The 16255-nt window shown below is 71.6% G+C and carries 3 protein-coding genes; all 3 read left to right on the top strand.

Translation table 11 applies throughout. From position 1 onward, the window contains the following. Positions 1–16: 16 nt before the first annotated feature. The 3 genes from OG841_RS08095 to OG841_RS08085 are packed head-to-tail and all read left to right on the top strand — an operon-like array spanning position 17 to position 16205. Positions 17–11110 (top strand): type I polyketide synthase, encoded by an 11094-nt coding sequence (locus OG841_RS08095; RefSeq protein WP_442759697.1) that lies wholly within the window; start codon positions 17–19, stop codon positions 11108–11110. Continuing rightward, a complete protein-coding gene (locus tag OG841_RS08090) occupies positions 11107–14991 on the top strand; it encodes a type I polyketide synthase (protein ID WP_371564231.1) in 3885 nt (1294 codons plus the stop codon). The genes OG841_RS08095 and OG841_RS08090 overlap by 4 nt, the downstream gene beginning before the upstream one ends. Next, a complete protein-coding gene (locus OG841_RS08085) occupies positions 14988–16205 on the top strand; it encodes a cytochrome P450 family protein (RefSeq protein ID WP_328642065.1) in 1218 nt (405 codons plus the stop codon). Before OG841_RS08090 ends, OG841_RS08085 begins: the two co-directional genes overlap by 4 nt. Positions 16206–16255 lie beyond the last annotated feature (50 nt).

Raw genomic sequence — 16255 nt, 5'->3', positions numbered from 1 at the left:
TGGAGCGGCAACGCAGATGGACAACGAAGAGAAGCTCCGCGAATACCTCAAGTGGGTCACGGCTGACCTGGTGCAGTCGAGGGAACGCGTGCGGGAACTGGAGGAGCGCGCCGGCGAACCCCTCGCCATCACCGCGATGGCCTGCCGGTTCCCGCACGGCGTCCGCACCCCCGAGGCGCTCTGGGAGCTCGTCTCCACCGGCACGGACGCGGTCGCCCCGATCCCCGCCGACCGCGGCTGGAACATCGACGACCTCTACGACCCCGAGCTCACCCGGCCCGGCTCCATCGGCACCCGCGAGGCAGCCTTCCTGGACGACCTCGGCGCGTTCGACGCCGCGTTCTTCGGTATCTCCCCGCGCGAGGCCCAGGCCATGGACCCCCAGCAGCGGCTCCTCCTCGAAACCTCGTGGGAGGCGCTGGAACGCGCGGGCCTCGACCCGCAGAAACTGCGGGGCAGCCGCACCGGCGTCTTCGTCGGCTCCAACACCTGGGACTACGCCCCACCCCTGACCCAGGCGCCCGACGAGGTGGCCGGCTACCTCATGACCGGTAACACCCCCAGTGTGATGTCGGGCCGGATCGCCTACATCCTCGGCCTGGAGGGCCCGGCGGTGACGTTGGACACGGCGTGCTCGTCGTCCCTGGTCGCCCTGCACCTGGCCGCTCAGGCCCTGCGCGCCGGCGACTGCGACCGCGCGCTGGTGGGCGGTGTGGCGGTGATGGCCGCGCCCGGCGTCCTGATGGAGTTCAGCAGACAGCGCGGCCTGGCACCCGACGGACGCTCGAAGTCCTTCGCCTCGGCGGCCGACGGGGTCGGATGGGGCGAAGGCGTGGGCGTCCTGGTGGTGGAGCGGCTCTCCGAAGCCCGGGAAAACGGGCGCCAGGTGTTGGCGGTGGTGCGGGGGAGTGCGGTCAACCAGGACGGGGCGAGCAACGGGCTGACGGCGCCGAACGGTCCGTCGCAGCAGCGGGTGATCCGTGCGGCTCTGGAGAGTGCCGGGTTGTCGACGGCGGATGTGGACGCGGTGGAGGCTCACGGCACGGGGACGCGACTCGGGGATCCGATCGAGGCGCAGGCGCTGCTGGCGACGTACGGGCAGGGCCGGGATACCGAACGCCCCCTGTGGCTGGGTTCGTTGAAGTCGAACATCGGTCACACACAGGCGGCTGCGGGTGTGGCCGGTGTGATCAAGATGGTGATGGCGCTGCAGCGGGGGCTGTTGCCGAAGACGCTGCATGTGGATGAGCCGACGGCGCAGGTGGACTGGGCGTCGGGTGCGGTGGAGTTGTTGCGGGAGGCGCGGGAGTGGGCGTCTGAGGAGGGGCGGCTGCGGCGGGCCGGGGTCTCGTCGTTCGGGATCAGTGGGACGAACGCGCATGTGATTGTGGAGGAGGCGCCCGAGGAGCAGGCGGCTGAGCCGCAGTCTGCTGTTTCCGTCCCGGTCGTTCCATGGGTGGTGTCGGGGCGGACGGCCGAGGCGTTGCGGGGGCAGCTGGGTCGGCTGTCGGAGTGGGCTGCCGACCTGGATCCCGTGGATGTCGGATGGTCGCTGGTCTCGACTCGGTCCGTGTTCGAGCATCGGGCCGTGGTGATCGATGGCGGAAATGAGCCCGTGACCGGTGCGGCCGCCGTCGGTGGGACCGGGTTTGTGTTCTCCGGTCAGGGTTCTCAGCGGGTGGGGATGGGCCGGGAGTTGTATGCGGCGTATCCGGTGTTCGCGAGGGCTCTGGATGAGGTGTGCGGGGCTTTTGGCGGGTCGTTGCGGGAGGTGATGTTCGACGGTCCGGTGGAGGTGCTGGGGGACACGGCGTGGGCGCAGCCGGCGATTTTCGCGTGTGAGGTGGCGCTGTTCCGGCTGTTGGAGTCGTGGGGTGTGACCCCTGAGGTGCTGGTGGGGCACTCGATCGGTGAGCTGGCGGCCGCCCATGTGGCGGGGGTCTGGTCTCTCGAGGATGCCGTGAAGGTGGTGGCTGCCCGGGGTCGGCTGATGAGTGGGCTGCCGTCGGGTGGGGCGATGGTGGCCCTCCAAGCGACTGAGGCCGAGGTGGCCGAGCTGCTGACGGACGACGTATCCATCGCTGCGGTGAACGGTCCCGAGGCGGTGGTGATCTCGGGCGAGGAGTCGGCCGTACTGGCGATCGCCGCTCGTTTCGAGGCCGAGGGCCGGAAGGTGAAGCGGCTGTCGGTCAGTCACGCTTTTCACTCGCCGTTGATGGAGCCGATGCTGGAGGATTTCCGTCAGGTCCTGGCCCAGGTGGCCTTCCACGAGCCGCAGCTCACCCTGACCTCGCCGGTGACCGATCCGGAGTACTGGGTACGGCATGTGCGCGACACTGTTCGCTTCCACGACGACGTCGAAGCCGCCCGCGAGGCAGGTGTGGTGCGTTTCGTCGAGGTGGGCCCGGACGCGGCGCTCTCCCCCTTGGTCCTGGGCTGCACGCCGATGCTGCGCCGCAACCGCGACGAACCCCAGACCGCCGTCAAGGCCCTCGCCGCGCTGTGGACCACCGGGGCTTCCGTCGACTGGGAGGTGCTGTTCGAGAATTCAGGCGCCCGAACCGTCGACCTGCCCACCTACGCCTTCCAACGCGACCGCTACTGGCTGGAACCCGCCACCCCCACCGCAGGCGACGTATCCTCCGCCGGCCTGGGCATCGCCGCGCACCCCCTCCTCGGTGCCGCCATCCACCTCGCCGAAGGCGACGGCCTGATCCTCACCGGCCGTCTTTCCCGCCGCTCGCATCCCTGGCTGACCGATCACACCGTCCTGGACACGGTCCTGCTCCCCGGCACCGCCTTCCTGGAGCTGGCCGTGTGGGCGGGGGACCAGGTCGGCGCCCCCACCGTCGAGGAACTCACCCTGCACCACCCCCTCGTCCTCCCCGAGCGGGACGCCGTCCAGCTCCAGGTGGTCGTAGGACACCAGGACGACTTCGGCCGGCGTGCTCTGTCGATCCACGCGCGCCCGGAACCGTCGGAGGCAGGGGGCGAGAAGCCCTGGCAGGAACACGCGACAGGCGTCCTCACCACCGAACGAACCTCCCCCAGCTCCCTTGCTGTCACCAGAACGTGGCCACCGGCGGACGCCACCCCTGTCGACGTGGCCGATCTCTACGACCGTTTCGCAAACGTGGGCTTCGCCTATGGCCCGGCCTTCCAAGGCCTGCGCGGCGTATGGCGGCGCGGTGAGGAGCTCTTCGCCGAGGTCGCCCTGCCCACCGAGGCGAGCGGCGACGCGGTGGCGTTCGCGCTGCACCCCGCCCTGCTGGACGCCGCACTGCACGCCGTGGGAGCGGGCGGGCTGCTCGGTGCGGAGAACACCTCGGGGCGGCTGCCCTTCTCGTGGAGCGGGGTCGAGATGCGGGCCTGGGGCGCGTCGTCGCTGCGCGTCCACCTCATGCGCACCGGTGACGACAGCCTCGCGCTCGCCGTCGCCGACACCTCCGGGCAACTCGTCGCCACCGCCGACGCGCTCGTGCTCCGGCCCATGACTGCCGAGCGACTGCGCGCGGACGGCCGACGCAACCTTGACGCATTGTTCCGTGTCGAGTGGGTCGAGCAGCCGCTGCCGGCTCCGGCCGGCACGCTGACCTGGGCCCTGGTGGCGGCGGATGGCACCCCGTACGCCGAACAGGCCCTGGCGGCCGGTGCCGCCGCCACCTACACCGGCCTCGACGAACTCGCCGCCGCCGTCGGCGCCGGCACGCCGCTGCCCGACCTGGTGGTCGTGCCCAGCATCGGCGCCCCCACCGGCGCAGACGATCAGCCCGGCTTCGATACGGCCACCGCCGCGGACGACCGCCTCCCCGACCTGGCCCACGCCATCACCCATCGTGCCCTGCACCTCGCCCAGACCTGGATCACGGACGAGCGCTTCGCCGGCGCGCGTCTGCTGCTGCTGAGCCGCCGCGCGGTCGCCGCACGTCCGGGCGAGCAGGTCACCGGACAGGTGCACGCGGCCGCGCGCGGGCTCGTGCGGTCGGCGGGCGTGGAAAACCCCGGCCGTTTCCTCCTGGTCGACGTCGACGAACCCGCCGACGCCTGGCCCCGGTTGGCCGCCCTCGCGGACGGCGACGAGACCGAGTGGGCGGTGCGCGGCGCGGACGTCCTCGTCCCCAGGCTCGCCCGGACGTCGGCGGGACTCGAGGTGCCGGACGGACAGCCGTGGCGCCTGGAGACCCTCGGCCGGGGCACCCTCGACGGGAACCTGGCCCTGGCGCCGTACCCGGAGGCTGGCCGGTCGCTCGCGGAGGGCGAGGTCAGGGTCGGCATGCGGGCGGGGGGCCTGAACTTCCGGGACGTCCTCATCGCCCTCGGCATGTATCCGGGCGAAGCGCGCGTGGGCGCAGAGGGTGCCGGAGTCGTCCTGGAGGTCGGACCGGGAGTGTCCGGAATCGCTCCCGGCGACCGGGTGATGGGTCTCTTTTACGGCGTCCTCGGCCCCGTGGCCGTCACGGACCGCAGGCTGCTCGTCCGGATCCCCGACGGCTGGTCGTTCACCGACGCGGCCGCCGTGCCCGTCGTCTTCCTCACGGCGTACTACGGCCTCGTGGACCTGGTGGACCTGAAGGCGGGCGAGTCGGTCCTGGTCCATGCGGCAGCCGGCGGCGTCGGCATGGCCGCCGTGCAGCTCGCCCGGCATCTCGGCGCGGAGGTCTTCGCCACGGCGAGCCCCGGCAAGTGGGACACCGTCCGGTCCCTGGGCATCCCCGACGACCACCTCGCATCCTCCCGCACCCTCGACTTCGGCAGGCGATTCGCCGAGGTCACCGCCGGTCGCGGCATGGACGTCGTCCTGAACTCCCTCGCGAAGGAGTACGTCGACACCTCGGCCGCGCTGCTGCCGCGGGGCGGACGCTTCCTGGAGATGGGCAAGACCGACATCCGGCGCCCCGAGGAGGTGACGGCGGCCCACCCGGGCGTGCGCTACCAGGCGTTCGACATGCTCGAAGCGGGCCCCGACCGCATCGGTGAGATGCTGACCGCGCTCGTGGACCTCTTCGAGAGCGGGGCCCTGCGACCGCTCCCGGTGACCACCTGGGACGCCCGTGCGGCCGACGAGGCGTTCCGCTTCATCGGTCAGGCCCGGCACATCGGCAAGGTCGTCCTCACTGTCCCGCAGACAGAGCCCCAGGACGCGGCCGCCGACGGGACGGTCCTCGTCACCGGCGCGGGCGGCGCCCTGGGCGGCCTGATCGCCCGGCACCTCGTCACGCGGCACGGTGTACGCCGCCTGGTGCTCGCCGGACGCCGAGGAAGCCGTACCCCGGGAGTCGACCGACTCCTCGCCGAACTGTCCGAGTTGGGTGCCCATGCGGACGTGGTCGCCTGCGACGTGTCGGACCGCGACGCCCTGGCCCGACTGCTCGACACCATCACCGAGAACTCCACCCTGCACGGCGTGATCCACGCGGCCGGCGTGCTCGACGACGGGATCATCGCCTCCCTCACCCCCGAGCGGGTGGACACCGTGCTGCGGCCCAAGGCCGACGCCGCCTGGCATCTGCACGACCTGACCCGTGGACTCGACCTCGCCCACTTCGTGGTCTTCGCGTCCGCCGCCGCCACCTTCGGCGCGGCCGGCCAGGCCGGGTACTGCGCGGCCAACACCTTCCTCGACGCCCTCGCCGAACACCGCAGGGCGCTCGGCCTGCCCGCTGTGTCGATGGCGTGGGGACTGTGGGGGCAGCCCGGCGGCATGGCGGCGTCCCTCGGCGACGTCGACCGGCGGCGCATGGCGGGCGGCGGCCTGGTGCCGCTGACCGAGGCCGACGGTCTCGCCCTGTTCGACGCGGCGCTGGAGCACGGCGCCCCGACCCTCGTGCCGGCCCGCCTCGACCTGGCCGGACTGCGCCGGCGCGGCGGCGCCGTGCCACCGCTCCTGCGCGGCCTGGTCCGTGCGACGGCTCCGCGCGCACAGGACGGCGCCGACACCCCGGCCACCGGACTGCGGCGGCGCCTGCACGGCCGTAGCGAGGACGAGCAGCTGCGGATCGTCCTCGACCTGGTGCGGGCCCAGGCGTCCGCCGTCCTCGGACACGGCTCCCCGGACGCGGTCGAGGCGGGCCGCGCCTTCCAGGAGATGGGCTTCGACTCGCTGACCGCCGTCGAACTGCGCAACCGCCTGAACACCGAGATCGGTGTCCGGCTTCCCGCCACCCTCGTCTTCGACCACCCGACACCCCGAGCCCTCGCGGCGCGCATCGTCGCCGACGTCAGCGGCGAACTCCCCGGCACGACCGCCCCGGCCCCCGCCGTCACGGCCGACAGCCAGGAGCCCCTCGCCGTCGTTGGCATCGCCTGCCGCTTCCCCGGCGGGGTCGACTCGCCCGAGGACCTGTGGGAACTGGTCCTCTCCGGCGGCGACGGCATGTCCGGCTTCCCCGCCGACCGCGGCTGGGACCCCATCGGCCTCTACGACCCCGACCCGGACAGGCAGGGCACCACCTACGCACGCCACGGCGGCTTCCTGCACGACGCAGCCGGGTTCGACGCGGCTTTCTTCGGGATCTCCCCGCGCGAGGCCGTCGCCATGGACCCCCAGCAGCGACTCCTTCTGGAGACCTCCTGGGAGGCCCTGGAACGCGCCGGACTCGACCCCGCCACCCTGCGCGGCTCGCGCACCGGCGTCTTCGTCGGTGCCAGCGGTCAGACCTACTCCTCGCTCCTCGCCCGGGCCGCCGACAACTACGAGGGCTATCTCCTCACTGGCAGCACGGGCAGCGTCCTGTCCGGCCGCCTCGCCTACACCTTCGGCCTGGAGGGGCCGGCGGTGACCGTCGACACCGCCTGCTCCTCGTCACTGGTCGCCCTGCACCTCGCCGGGCAGGCGCTGCGCACCGGCGAGTGCGAACTCGCCCTGGTGGGCGGCGTCGCCGTGCTGTCCACGCCCGACCTGTTCGTGGAGTTCAGCCGGCAGCGCGGACTGTCGCCCGACGGCCGCTGCAAGGCGTTCGCCGACACCGCCGACGGAACAGCGTGGGCCGAGGGCGTCGGCATGGTCGTCGTGGAACGGCTCTCCGACGCCCGGCGCAACGGGCACCGCGTGCTGGCGGTGGTGCGTGGCAGCGCGGTGAACCAGGACGGCGCCTCCAACGGCCTGTCCGCGCCCAACGGCCCCTCCCAGCAGCGCGTCATCCGACAGGCTCTCGCCAATGCGGGCGTCCGCGCCGCCGACGTCGACCTCGTCGAGGCGCACGGCACCGGGACCAGGCTCGGCGACCCCATCGAGGCCCAGGCGCTGCTCGCCACCTACGGCCAGGAGCGCGACGATCAACAGCCGCTGTGGATAGGTTCGTTGAAGTCCAACATCGGCCACACGCAGGCGGCCGCGGGCGTCGCGGGACTCATCAAGACCGTGATGGCGCTCCGGCACGGTGTCCTGCCCAGGACCCTCCACGTCGACCGGCTGACCCAGGAGGTCGACTGGGACAGCGGAAACGTGCACGTCCTCACCGAGGCCCGGCCCTGGCCGGAACTGGGGCGGCTCCGGCGGGCCGCGGTCTCCGCGTTCGGGGTGAGCGGCACCAACGCGCATGTCGTCGTCGAGCAGTTCCCAGAAGCCGACAGTGCCTCCGGCGACACGCAGGCTGCCCCGGTGGTCCCGTGGGCGCTGACCGCCCGCTCGGCGACCGCCCTGCGCGGCCAGGCCCAGCTCCTGCTCTCCTCGCCCGCCGCCCGTGAACTGCCCCACCAGGACACCGGTCTGGCGCTCGCCACCACCCGCTCGGCCCACGAGCACCGGGCCGTGGTGGTCGGCACCGACCGAGACGAACTACTCTCCGGACTGCTGGCCGTCGCCCAGGGCGGCACCACCGCCCACACCGTCACCGGAGCGACCGGCACCGACGACCGGCCGGTGTTCGTCTTCCCTGGTCAGGGGGGCCAGTGGGTGGGGATGGCGGTGGAGCTCCTCGACTCCTCGCCGGTGTTCGCCGCTCGCTTTGCGGAGTGTGCGGAGGCGCTGGACCCGTTCACCGACTGGTCGTTGTTCGACGTGGTGCGGGGGGCGGAGAGCGCGCCTGGTCTCGACCGGGTGGATGTGGTGCAGCCGGTGCTGTTCGCGGTGATGGTGTCGTTGGCGGCGCTGTGGGAGTCGCTCGGTGTGACGCCGGCTGCGGTGATCGGGCATTCGCAGGGGGAGATCGCGGCCGCCTGCGTTGCGGGCGCTCTGTCCCTGCAGGATGCGGCGCGGGTGGTGGCGTTGCGCAGTCAGGCGATCCTGGCCCTGACGGGCCGGGGCGGGATGCTGTCGGTGCCGCTGCCGGTGGCCGAGGTGCGGAAGCGGGTCGCAGCCCGGGAGGGTGCGATCTCGGTGGCTGCGGTCAACGGCCCTTCGTCGACGGTGGTCTGCGGTGACACGGCGGCGCTGGACGAGCTCTTCGGTGTGCTGGAAGACGAAGGCGTACGGGTCCGTCGCATCCCGGTGGACTACGCCTCGCACTCCGCCCATGTGGAGGCGATCGAGGTGCAGCTGGCCGACCTGCTCGCCCCCATCGAGCCGCAGGCATCCGCCGTCCCCTTCTACTCGACCGTGACCGGTGGCCTGATCGACACGACGACGATGGACGCGGGCTACTGGTACACCAACCTCCGCCAGACCGTCCGCTTCGAGGACACCGTCCGTGCCCTCCTCGCCGACGGCTTCCGGCTGTTCGTGGAGGCGAGCCCGCACCCCGTTCTGGCGGTCGCCCTCGCCGAGACCTTCCAGGCGACGGAGACCGAAGCCGTCACCGTGGGTTCGCTGCGGCGCGACGAGGGCGGGCTGCGCCGGTTCCTGCTCTCCGCCGCCGAGGCGTACGCGCACGGCGCACCGGTGCGGTGGCACACCCTCTTCGACGGGGCGGACGCGAGCCGGGTCGATCTGCCGACATACGCCTTCCAGCACGAGCGCTACTGGCCCGCCCTGGCCGCGTCCGCACCGAGCGGTACCGCGGTTTTTGAGGATACGGCCGACTTCTGGGGGGCGGTGGATGCTGGTGATCTGGGGGCAGTGTCGGGTGTTTTGGGTGTGGGTGGTTCGGACCGCCTGGACGCGGTTGTTGCCGCGCTTGCGGCCTGGCGCAGGCAGCGTCGGCAGCAGGTGGAGCTGGACAGCCGTCGTTACCGGGTGACGTGGCGTGCGATGCGGGATCGTGCGGCGTCCAGGCCGGCGGGGCGCTGGCTTGTCGTGGTGCCGGGGCATGCGGTGGCGGATGTGTGGGCGGATGCGGTTGTTGAAGAGCTGACTGCCGGTGGGGCGGATGTGCGGGTGGTGGACTCGCACCGCGCCGACGGTGACCGCGCGGTGCTGGGTCGGCTGATCGGTGAGGCTGTGGGCGGAGAGGAGATCCAGGGTGTCCTGGCGCTGACCGCGCTGGACGAGCGGGAGCATCCCGAGTATCCGGTGCTCACGTCGGGGGCGGTGGACACGGTGCTGCTGGCTCAGGCCCTGGGCGATGTGGGTCAGGGTGCGCGGTTGTGGTGTGTGACGTCTGGTGCCGTTTCCGTCGATGCCGGCGATGTGCTCACCAGTCCCGCGCAGTCCCTGGTGTGGGGTCTGGGCCGGACGGCGGTTTTGGAAGCGCCGGAGCGGTGGGGTGGTTTGGTGGATGTGCCGGCCGTGCCGTCGCCGCGGGCCGTTGGCCGTCTGCTGGGTGTGCTCGGCGAGGCCCACGCGCACGGTGAGGACCAACTCGCGATCCGTGAGGGTGGTGTCCTGGTACGACGGCTGTGCCGCAGCCCGCGCCCGCAACGGGCCCGTACGCCCTGGACGCCGAAGGGGACGGTCCTGATCACCGGTGGCACGGGTGCGATCGGCGGGCACGTCGCCCGGTGGGCGGCGCGTGGCGGGGCAGAGCATGTCGTGCTGGCCGGGCGCAGCGGTGCGAACGCGCCCGGTGCGAGCGCGCTGGCCGCGGAAGTGAAGGCGCTGGGGGCGCGGGTCACTCTGGTTGCCTGCGATGTGACCGACCGCTCGGCGCTGGAGGACCTCCTCAAGGGCCTGGCCGCGTCGGGTGATGGGGTGCGAGCGGTGTTCCACGCCGCGGGCACCGCGGAGAACGTGCCCTTTGCCGACCTCACCGCCGAGCAGATCGCCGCGGCACTGGCCGCGAAGGTGGCGGGCGCCCGCCACCTCGACGAACTCCTCAAGCCCGACGCGTTGGACGCGTTCGTGCTGTTCTCCTCCATCGCCGGGGTATGGGGCAGCGGCGGGCAGGCCGCCTACGCGGCCGGCAACGCCTACCTCGACGCCCTGGCCCAGGCCCGCCGCGCGGCGGGAGGCAGGGCCACCGCCGTGGCCTGGGGTGCCTGGGACGCACAGGGCGGCATGCTGGACGAGGAGCGCGCCGAGCAGCTCGCGCGCGGCGGGGTCGTCGTGATGGCGCCCCAGCCGGCGATCACCGCGCTTGAAACGGCCGTCGGCGACGACGAGACGACCCTCGTCGTCGCCGACATGGCATGGGACCGTTTCCTGCCCGCCTTCACCCTCCACCGCCCCAGCCCCCTCCTGGCCGACCTGCCCGAGACCGCCGCACTCACCGCCCGCGAGGCGGCAAACCCTCCAGCAACCGACACCGCCACCATCACCGCCCGCCTCGCAGGACTCCAGCCCACCGAGCAGCGCACCGTGCTGCTGGATCTGGTACGCGCCGAGGCCGCCACCGTCCTGGGCCACACCTCCCACACCGCCATCGACCCCGACCGCGCCTTCCACGACCTCGGCTTCGACTCACTCACCGCCATAGAACTACGCAACCGCCTCAAGACCGCCACCGGACTCAACCTCCCCCCCACCGTCATCTTCGACCACCCCACGACCACAACCCTCACCCAACACCTGCACGGCGCACTGGGTGGCGCGGCCGATCCGGCCTCGGACGACCCGCTGGCCGGCCTGGACCGGCTCGAGAACGTCCTTCTCACCGCTCCATCCGACTACTGGGACCGGCAGCAGGCCACCGAGCGGCTGCGTGACTTCCTCGACCGGATCGCGGTCCTGGCCGACTCCCACGATGCGTCGCCGGTCGGCCCGGACGAGGACGACGACGCGGCCGAGCGCATCGAGGCGGCGACCGACGACGAGATCTTCGACTTCATCAACCAGGAACTCGGGAGGGACCAGTGACGGCCGAGCGCGAGTCCATGGACACCGAGACCAAGCTCCGGGACTACCTGAAATGGGTGACCGCCGACCTGGTCCAGGCGCGCAAGCGCATCCGTGAACTGGAGTCCCGCACCGCCGAGCCCATCGCGATCGTCGGCATGGCCTGCCGCTACCCCGGCGCCGCCGACAGCCCGGAAGCGCTGTGGCGCGTGCTGGCCGACGGTACGGACGCCATCACCGCGTTCCCGGAGAACCGGGGCTGGGACCTGGAGAACCTCTACGACCCCGACCCCGACCGGTGGGGCACCGTCTACGCCCGGGCAGGCGGCTTCCTCACCGACGCCGCCGACTTCGACCCCCGCTTCTTCGGGATCTCCCCGCGCGAGGCCCAGGCCATGGACCCCCAGCAGCGGCTCCTCCTGGAGACCTCCTGGGAAGCGGTGGAGCGCGTCGGCCTCGACCCGCAGCAGCTGCGCGGCAGCCGCACCGGTGTCTTCCTCGGCAACAGCATGCAGGACTACGGCGAACTGCTGAAGAGCAGCCCCGGGGGCATGGAGGGCTACTTCCTCACCGCCAACGTCGGCAGCGTGGTCTCCGGCCGGATCGCCTACACCTTCGGCCTGGAGGGACCGGCGGTCACGGTCGACACGGCGTGCTCGTCGTCGCTGGTCGCGCTGCATCTGGCGGTGCAGGCGCTGCGGGCGGGAGAGTGCTCCCTCGCTCTCGCGGGTGGTGCCACGGTGATGGCCACCCCGGGCATGCTGCAGGTCTTCAGCAGGCAGCGAGGGCTGTCGCCGGACGGCCGGTGCCGAGCCTTCTCGGCCGACGCGGACGGAACCGGCTTCTCCGACGGTGTGGGTGTGCTGGTTGTGGAGCGGTTGTCGGATGCCCGGCGGTTGGGGCATCGGGTGTTGGCGGTGGTGCGGGGGAGTGCGGTCAACCAGGACGGGGCGAGCAACGGGTTGACGGCGCCGAACGGTCCGTCGCAGCAGCGGGTGATCCGGGCGGCTTTGGAGAGTGCCGGGTTGTCGGCGGCGGATGTGGATGTGGTGGAGGCTCACGGTACGGGGACCAGGCTGGGGGATCCGATCGAGGCGCAGGCGCTGTTGGCGACGTACGGGCAGGGGCGGGACGCCGAACGCCCCCTGTGGCTGGGTTCGTTGAAGTCGAACATCGGGCATGCGCAGGCGGCTGCGGGTGTGGCCGGTGTGATCAAGATGGTGATGGCGCTGCGTGAGGGGGTGCTGCCGCGCACGCTGCATGTGGATGAGCCGACGGCGCAGGTGGACTGGGCGTCGGGTGCGGTGGAGTTGTTGCGGGAGGCGCGGGAGTGGGCGTCTGAGGAGGGGCGGCTTCGCCGGGCCGGGGTGTCCGCCTTCGGGGCGAGTGGGACGAACGCGCATGTGATTGTGGAGGAGGCGCCGGCTCAGGAGACGGGGGAGACTCCTGCACGTGTTTCGGTGCCTGTGGTGCCGTGGGTGGTGTCGGGGCGGTCCTCCGAGGCGCTACGGGGGCAGTTGAGCCGGCTGGGGGACTGGACTCCGGGGCTGGATCCCGTGGATGTCGGATGGTCGCTGGTCTCGACTCGGTCCGTGTTCGAGCACCGGGCCGTGGTGATGGACGACGGCCGTCAACTGGCTCGCGGATTCGCGGGTACTGGTGGGACCGGGTTTGTGTTCTCCGGTCAGGGTTCTCAGCGGGTGGGGATGGGCCGGGAGTTGTATGCGGCGTATCCGGTGTTCGCGAGGGCTCTGGATGAGGTGTGCGGGGCTTTTGGCGGGTCGTTGCGGGAGGTGATGTTCGACGGTCCGGTGGAGGTGCTGGGGGACACGGCGTGGGCGCAGCCGGCGATTTTCGCGTGTGAGGTGGCGCTGTTCCGGCTGTTGGAGTCGTGGGGTGTGACCCCTGAGGTGCTGGTGGGGCACTCGATCGGTGAGCTGGCGGCCGCCCATGTGGCGGGGGTCTGGTCGCTCGAGGATGCGGTACGAGTGGTCACCGCGCGCGGTCGGCTGATGAGCCGACTGCCCTTGGGCGGCGCGATGGTGGCCCTCCAAGCGACTGAGGCCGAGGTGGCCGAGCTGCTGACGGACGACGTATCCATCGCTGCGGTGAACGGTCCCGAGGCGGTGGTGATCTCGGGCGAGGAGTCGGCCGTACTGGCGATCGCCGCTCGTTTCGAGGCCGAGGGCCGGAAGGTGAAGCGGCTGTCGGTCAGCCATGCCTTTCACTCGCCGTTGATGGAGCCGATGCTGGAGGACTTCCGTCAGGTCCTGGCCCAGGTCACCTTCCACGAGCCGCAGCTCACGCTTGTCAAGGAGGTGACCGATCCGGAGTACTGGGTACGGCATGTGCGCGACACTGTTCGCTTCCACGACGACGTCGAAGCCGCCCGTGGGGCAGGCGCCGTCCGTTTCGTGGAGGTGGGCCCGGACGCGGCGCTCTCCCCCTTGGTCCTGGGCTGCACGCCGATGCTGCGCCGCAACCGCGACGAACCCCAGACCGCCGTCAAGGCCCTCGCCGCCCTGTGGACCACCGGGGCCTCCGTCGACTGGCAGGCGCTGTTCGAGAATTCAGGCGCCCGCACGGTCGACCTGCCCACCTACGCCTTCCAACGCAGGCGTTACTGGATCGACGGAGTCCAACCCTCCCTCGCGGTCGGCACGGCCTCCGCACCCACCGCCGACGAACCGCCGTCGAAAGCCTCCTTCCCTCTGCGTCAGAGCCTCCTGGGTATCCCGCGCGAAGAGCGGGAGGACGTGTTGCTGCGGGGGGTGTGCGCCGAGGTCGCGGCCATCCTCGACTACACGCCGTGGGACGAGGTTCACCCCGACACTCTCTTCGCCGAGCTGGGATTCGACTCCCTGACCGTGGTGGAGCTGTGCGAGCGCCTCAAGGCGGCCACCGGTCTGCCCCTGACCGCGGATCTCCCCTTCAGCCATCCGGCACCGAGGCTCCTCGCCAAGTACCTCCTCCAACTGCTCGACGAGCCGGGGGCGTTGAAGTCGTACAGCGTCAGCGGCGACACGGACCGCGGTCTGCGCGACCTCTTCCGCGCCGCCTGTGCCGAAAGGCGGATGGAGGCCGGCCTCGATCTCCTGGCGTCGGCGGCCAGGCTCAGGGACGCGCAGCAGCCTCCGGACCGCGCCCTCGCCCTCCCCGCCCCGATGGTCTTCAGCCGCACCGACGACCCGGTCGTCCCGGCACTGATCTGCTTCCCTTCCGTGGTGGCCCCGTCGAACGCCTTCCAGTTCGCCCGCTTCGCCTCCGCCTTCCGCGATGCCTACCCGCTCAGCGTGCTGCCGCATCCCGGCTTCGAGGAGGGGGAACCGCTGCCCGCGTCCCTGGGCGAGCTGGTCACCGACCGGGCCGAGGCGGTAAGGCGGTGTGCGGACGACCGGGACACGGTCCTCGTTGGCTACTCCTCCGGCGGCTGGGTCGCCCACGCCGTCGCCGAGCACCTGGCAGAGATCGGGGAGCCCGCCCGCGCGGTGGTGCTCCTGGACTCCCATCTGCCGGGCAGTCAGGGGCTCGCCGACATCCAGCAGACCCTGCTGGGCGGTGACCACGCGATCGACCCGGAGCGCTTCGGACGGATCACCGACGACCAACTCACGGCGATGGCCCGTTACTTGAGGCTCTTCGCGGGCTGGCGTCCAGCCGCGGCGCAGGCGCCGACGCTTCAGCTCACCGCGGAACGCCATGTGGCCGCCGGTCCCCGGGCGGGCGAGCCCATGGCCGCATACCTGAAGCCGGCCTGGCCTGTCCCGCACACCTGCGCCGAGGTAGCGGCCGCCGACCATCTGTCCATGATCCAGGAGTCCGCCGCGTCGACCGCCCGGTCGGTCCTGCGCTGGCTGGCCGACCAAGGAGCCCACAGGATGAAGCAGGAGGGACGCGCGTGAGCGGAATATCGAGTGTGGCGGATCTGCTGAGCCCGGAGTTCGCCCAGGACCCATACGTGATCTACCAGGACATGCGGACCAAGGCGCCGGCTCACCGGGTCGTGGTGAAGACCCTGACCACCGAGCTGCACGCCTGGGTGGTGACCCGCTACGAGGCGGCGCGCTCGCTGCTGGCCGATCCCCGGTTGTCCAAGGACGCCGCGGAGCTGCCGCGCATCGTGGAGCGCAACAAGGTCAGCGCCGACCCGGTGCAGCTCGCGAACTTCAAGAGCATGCTCTTCAGCGACCCGCCGGACCACACCAGGCTGCGCCGCATCATGGGCAAGGCGTTCACGATGCGGCGCGTGCAGACGCTGAGGCCCCGTATCGAGCGGGCCACCGACCAGCTGCTCGACCGGATCCCCCCGGGCGAGGAGGTCGACCTCGTGGCGGCGCTGTCACTGCCCCTGCCGATCACCGTCATCGGAGAACTGCTGGGCATACCCGGCGACCAGCGCGACGACTTCCGTGCCTGGAACGCCACGCTGACCAGCGTCACCGCGACCATGCAGGAGAAGTCGCAGGCCCATGTGGCAGTCAGCGCCTACCTGCGGGACTTCATCGCGTACAAGCGCGAGAGGCCGGGCGACGACCTGGTCAGCGCGCTGCTTCAGGCCGGGGAGGACGAACAGCAGCTGGACGAGGGCGAGTTGCTGTCCACCATCTTCCTGGTGATGAGCGCGGGCTACGAGACTACCGCGAGCATGATCAGCAACTCGGCGTACGCCCTCCTTCAGGACCCCGAGCAGCAGGAGCGGCTGCGGTCGCAGCCCCGTGCCCTCCCGGCCGCGGTGGAGGAGTTCTTGCGCTACGAGAGTCCGCTCAACCTCGCCACGGTCCGCTACGCCCTGGAAGCAGTCGAGATCGACGGGCTGACCATCCCCAGGGACGACCTCGTCTTTATCTCCCTCGCGGCGGCGAACCGCGACGCCGCCCGCTTCAGCGAACCCGACGCGCTCGACACCTCCCGCTCCGCCAACGGCCACCTCGCCTTCGGCCACGGCATACATCACTGCCTGGGGGCGCCCCTGGCTCGTATGGAGGGCGAGATCGCGCTGGGCCGGCTGCTCGCACGGTTCCCGACCTGGCGGCTCGCGGTGGACGAGGAGTCCCTGCGCTGGCGCGACAGCCTCCAGTTCCGCACGTTGGAGCGCCTTCCGGTCCGGCTGAGCTGATCCCCGTACCACCGCAGACCGAGAGCACGACACCTATTCGACAAGGGAGT

The organism is Streptomyces canus, from assembly GCF_041435015.1.
Lineage (GTDB): Bacteria > Actinomycetota > Actinomycetes > Streptomycetales > Streptomycetaceae > Streptomyces > Streptomyces canus_G.
This window is presented reverse-complemented; position numbering and strand designations above follow the sequence as displayed.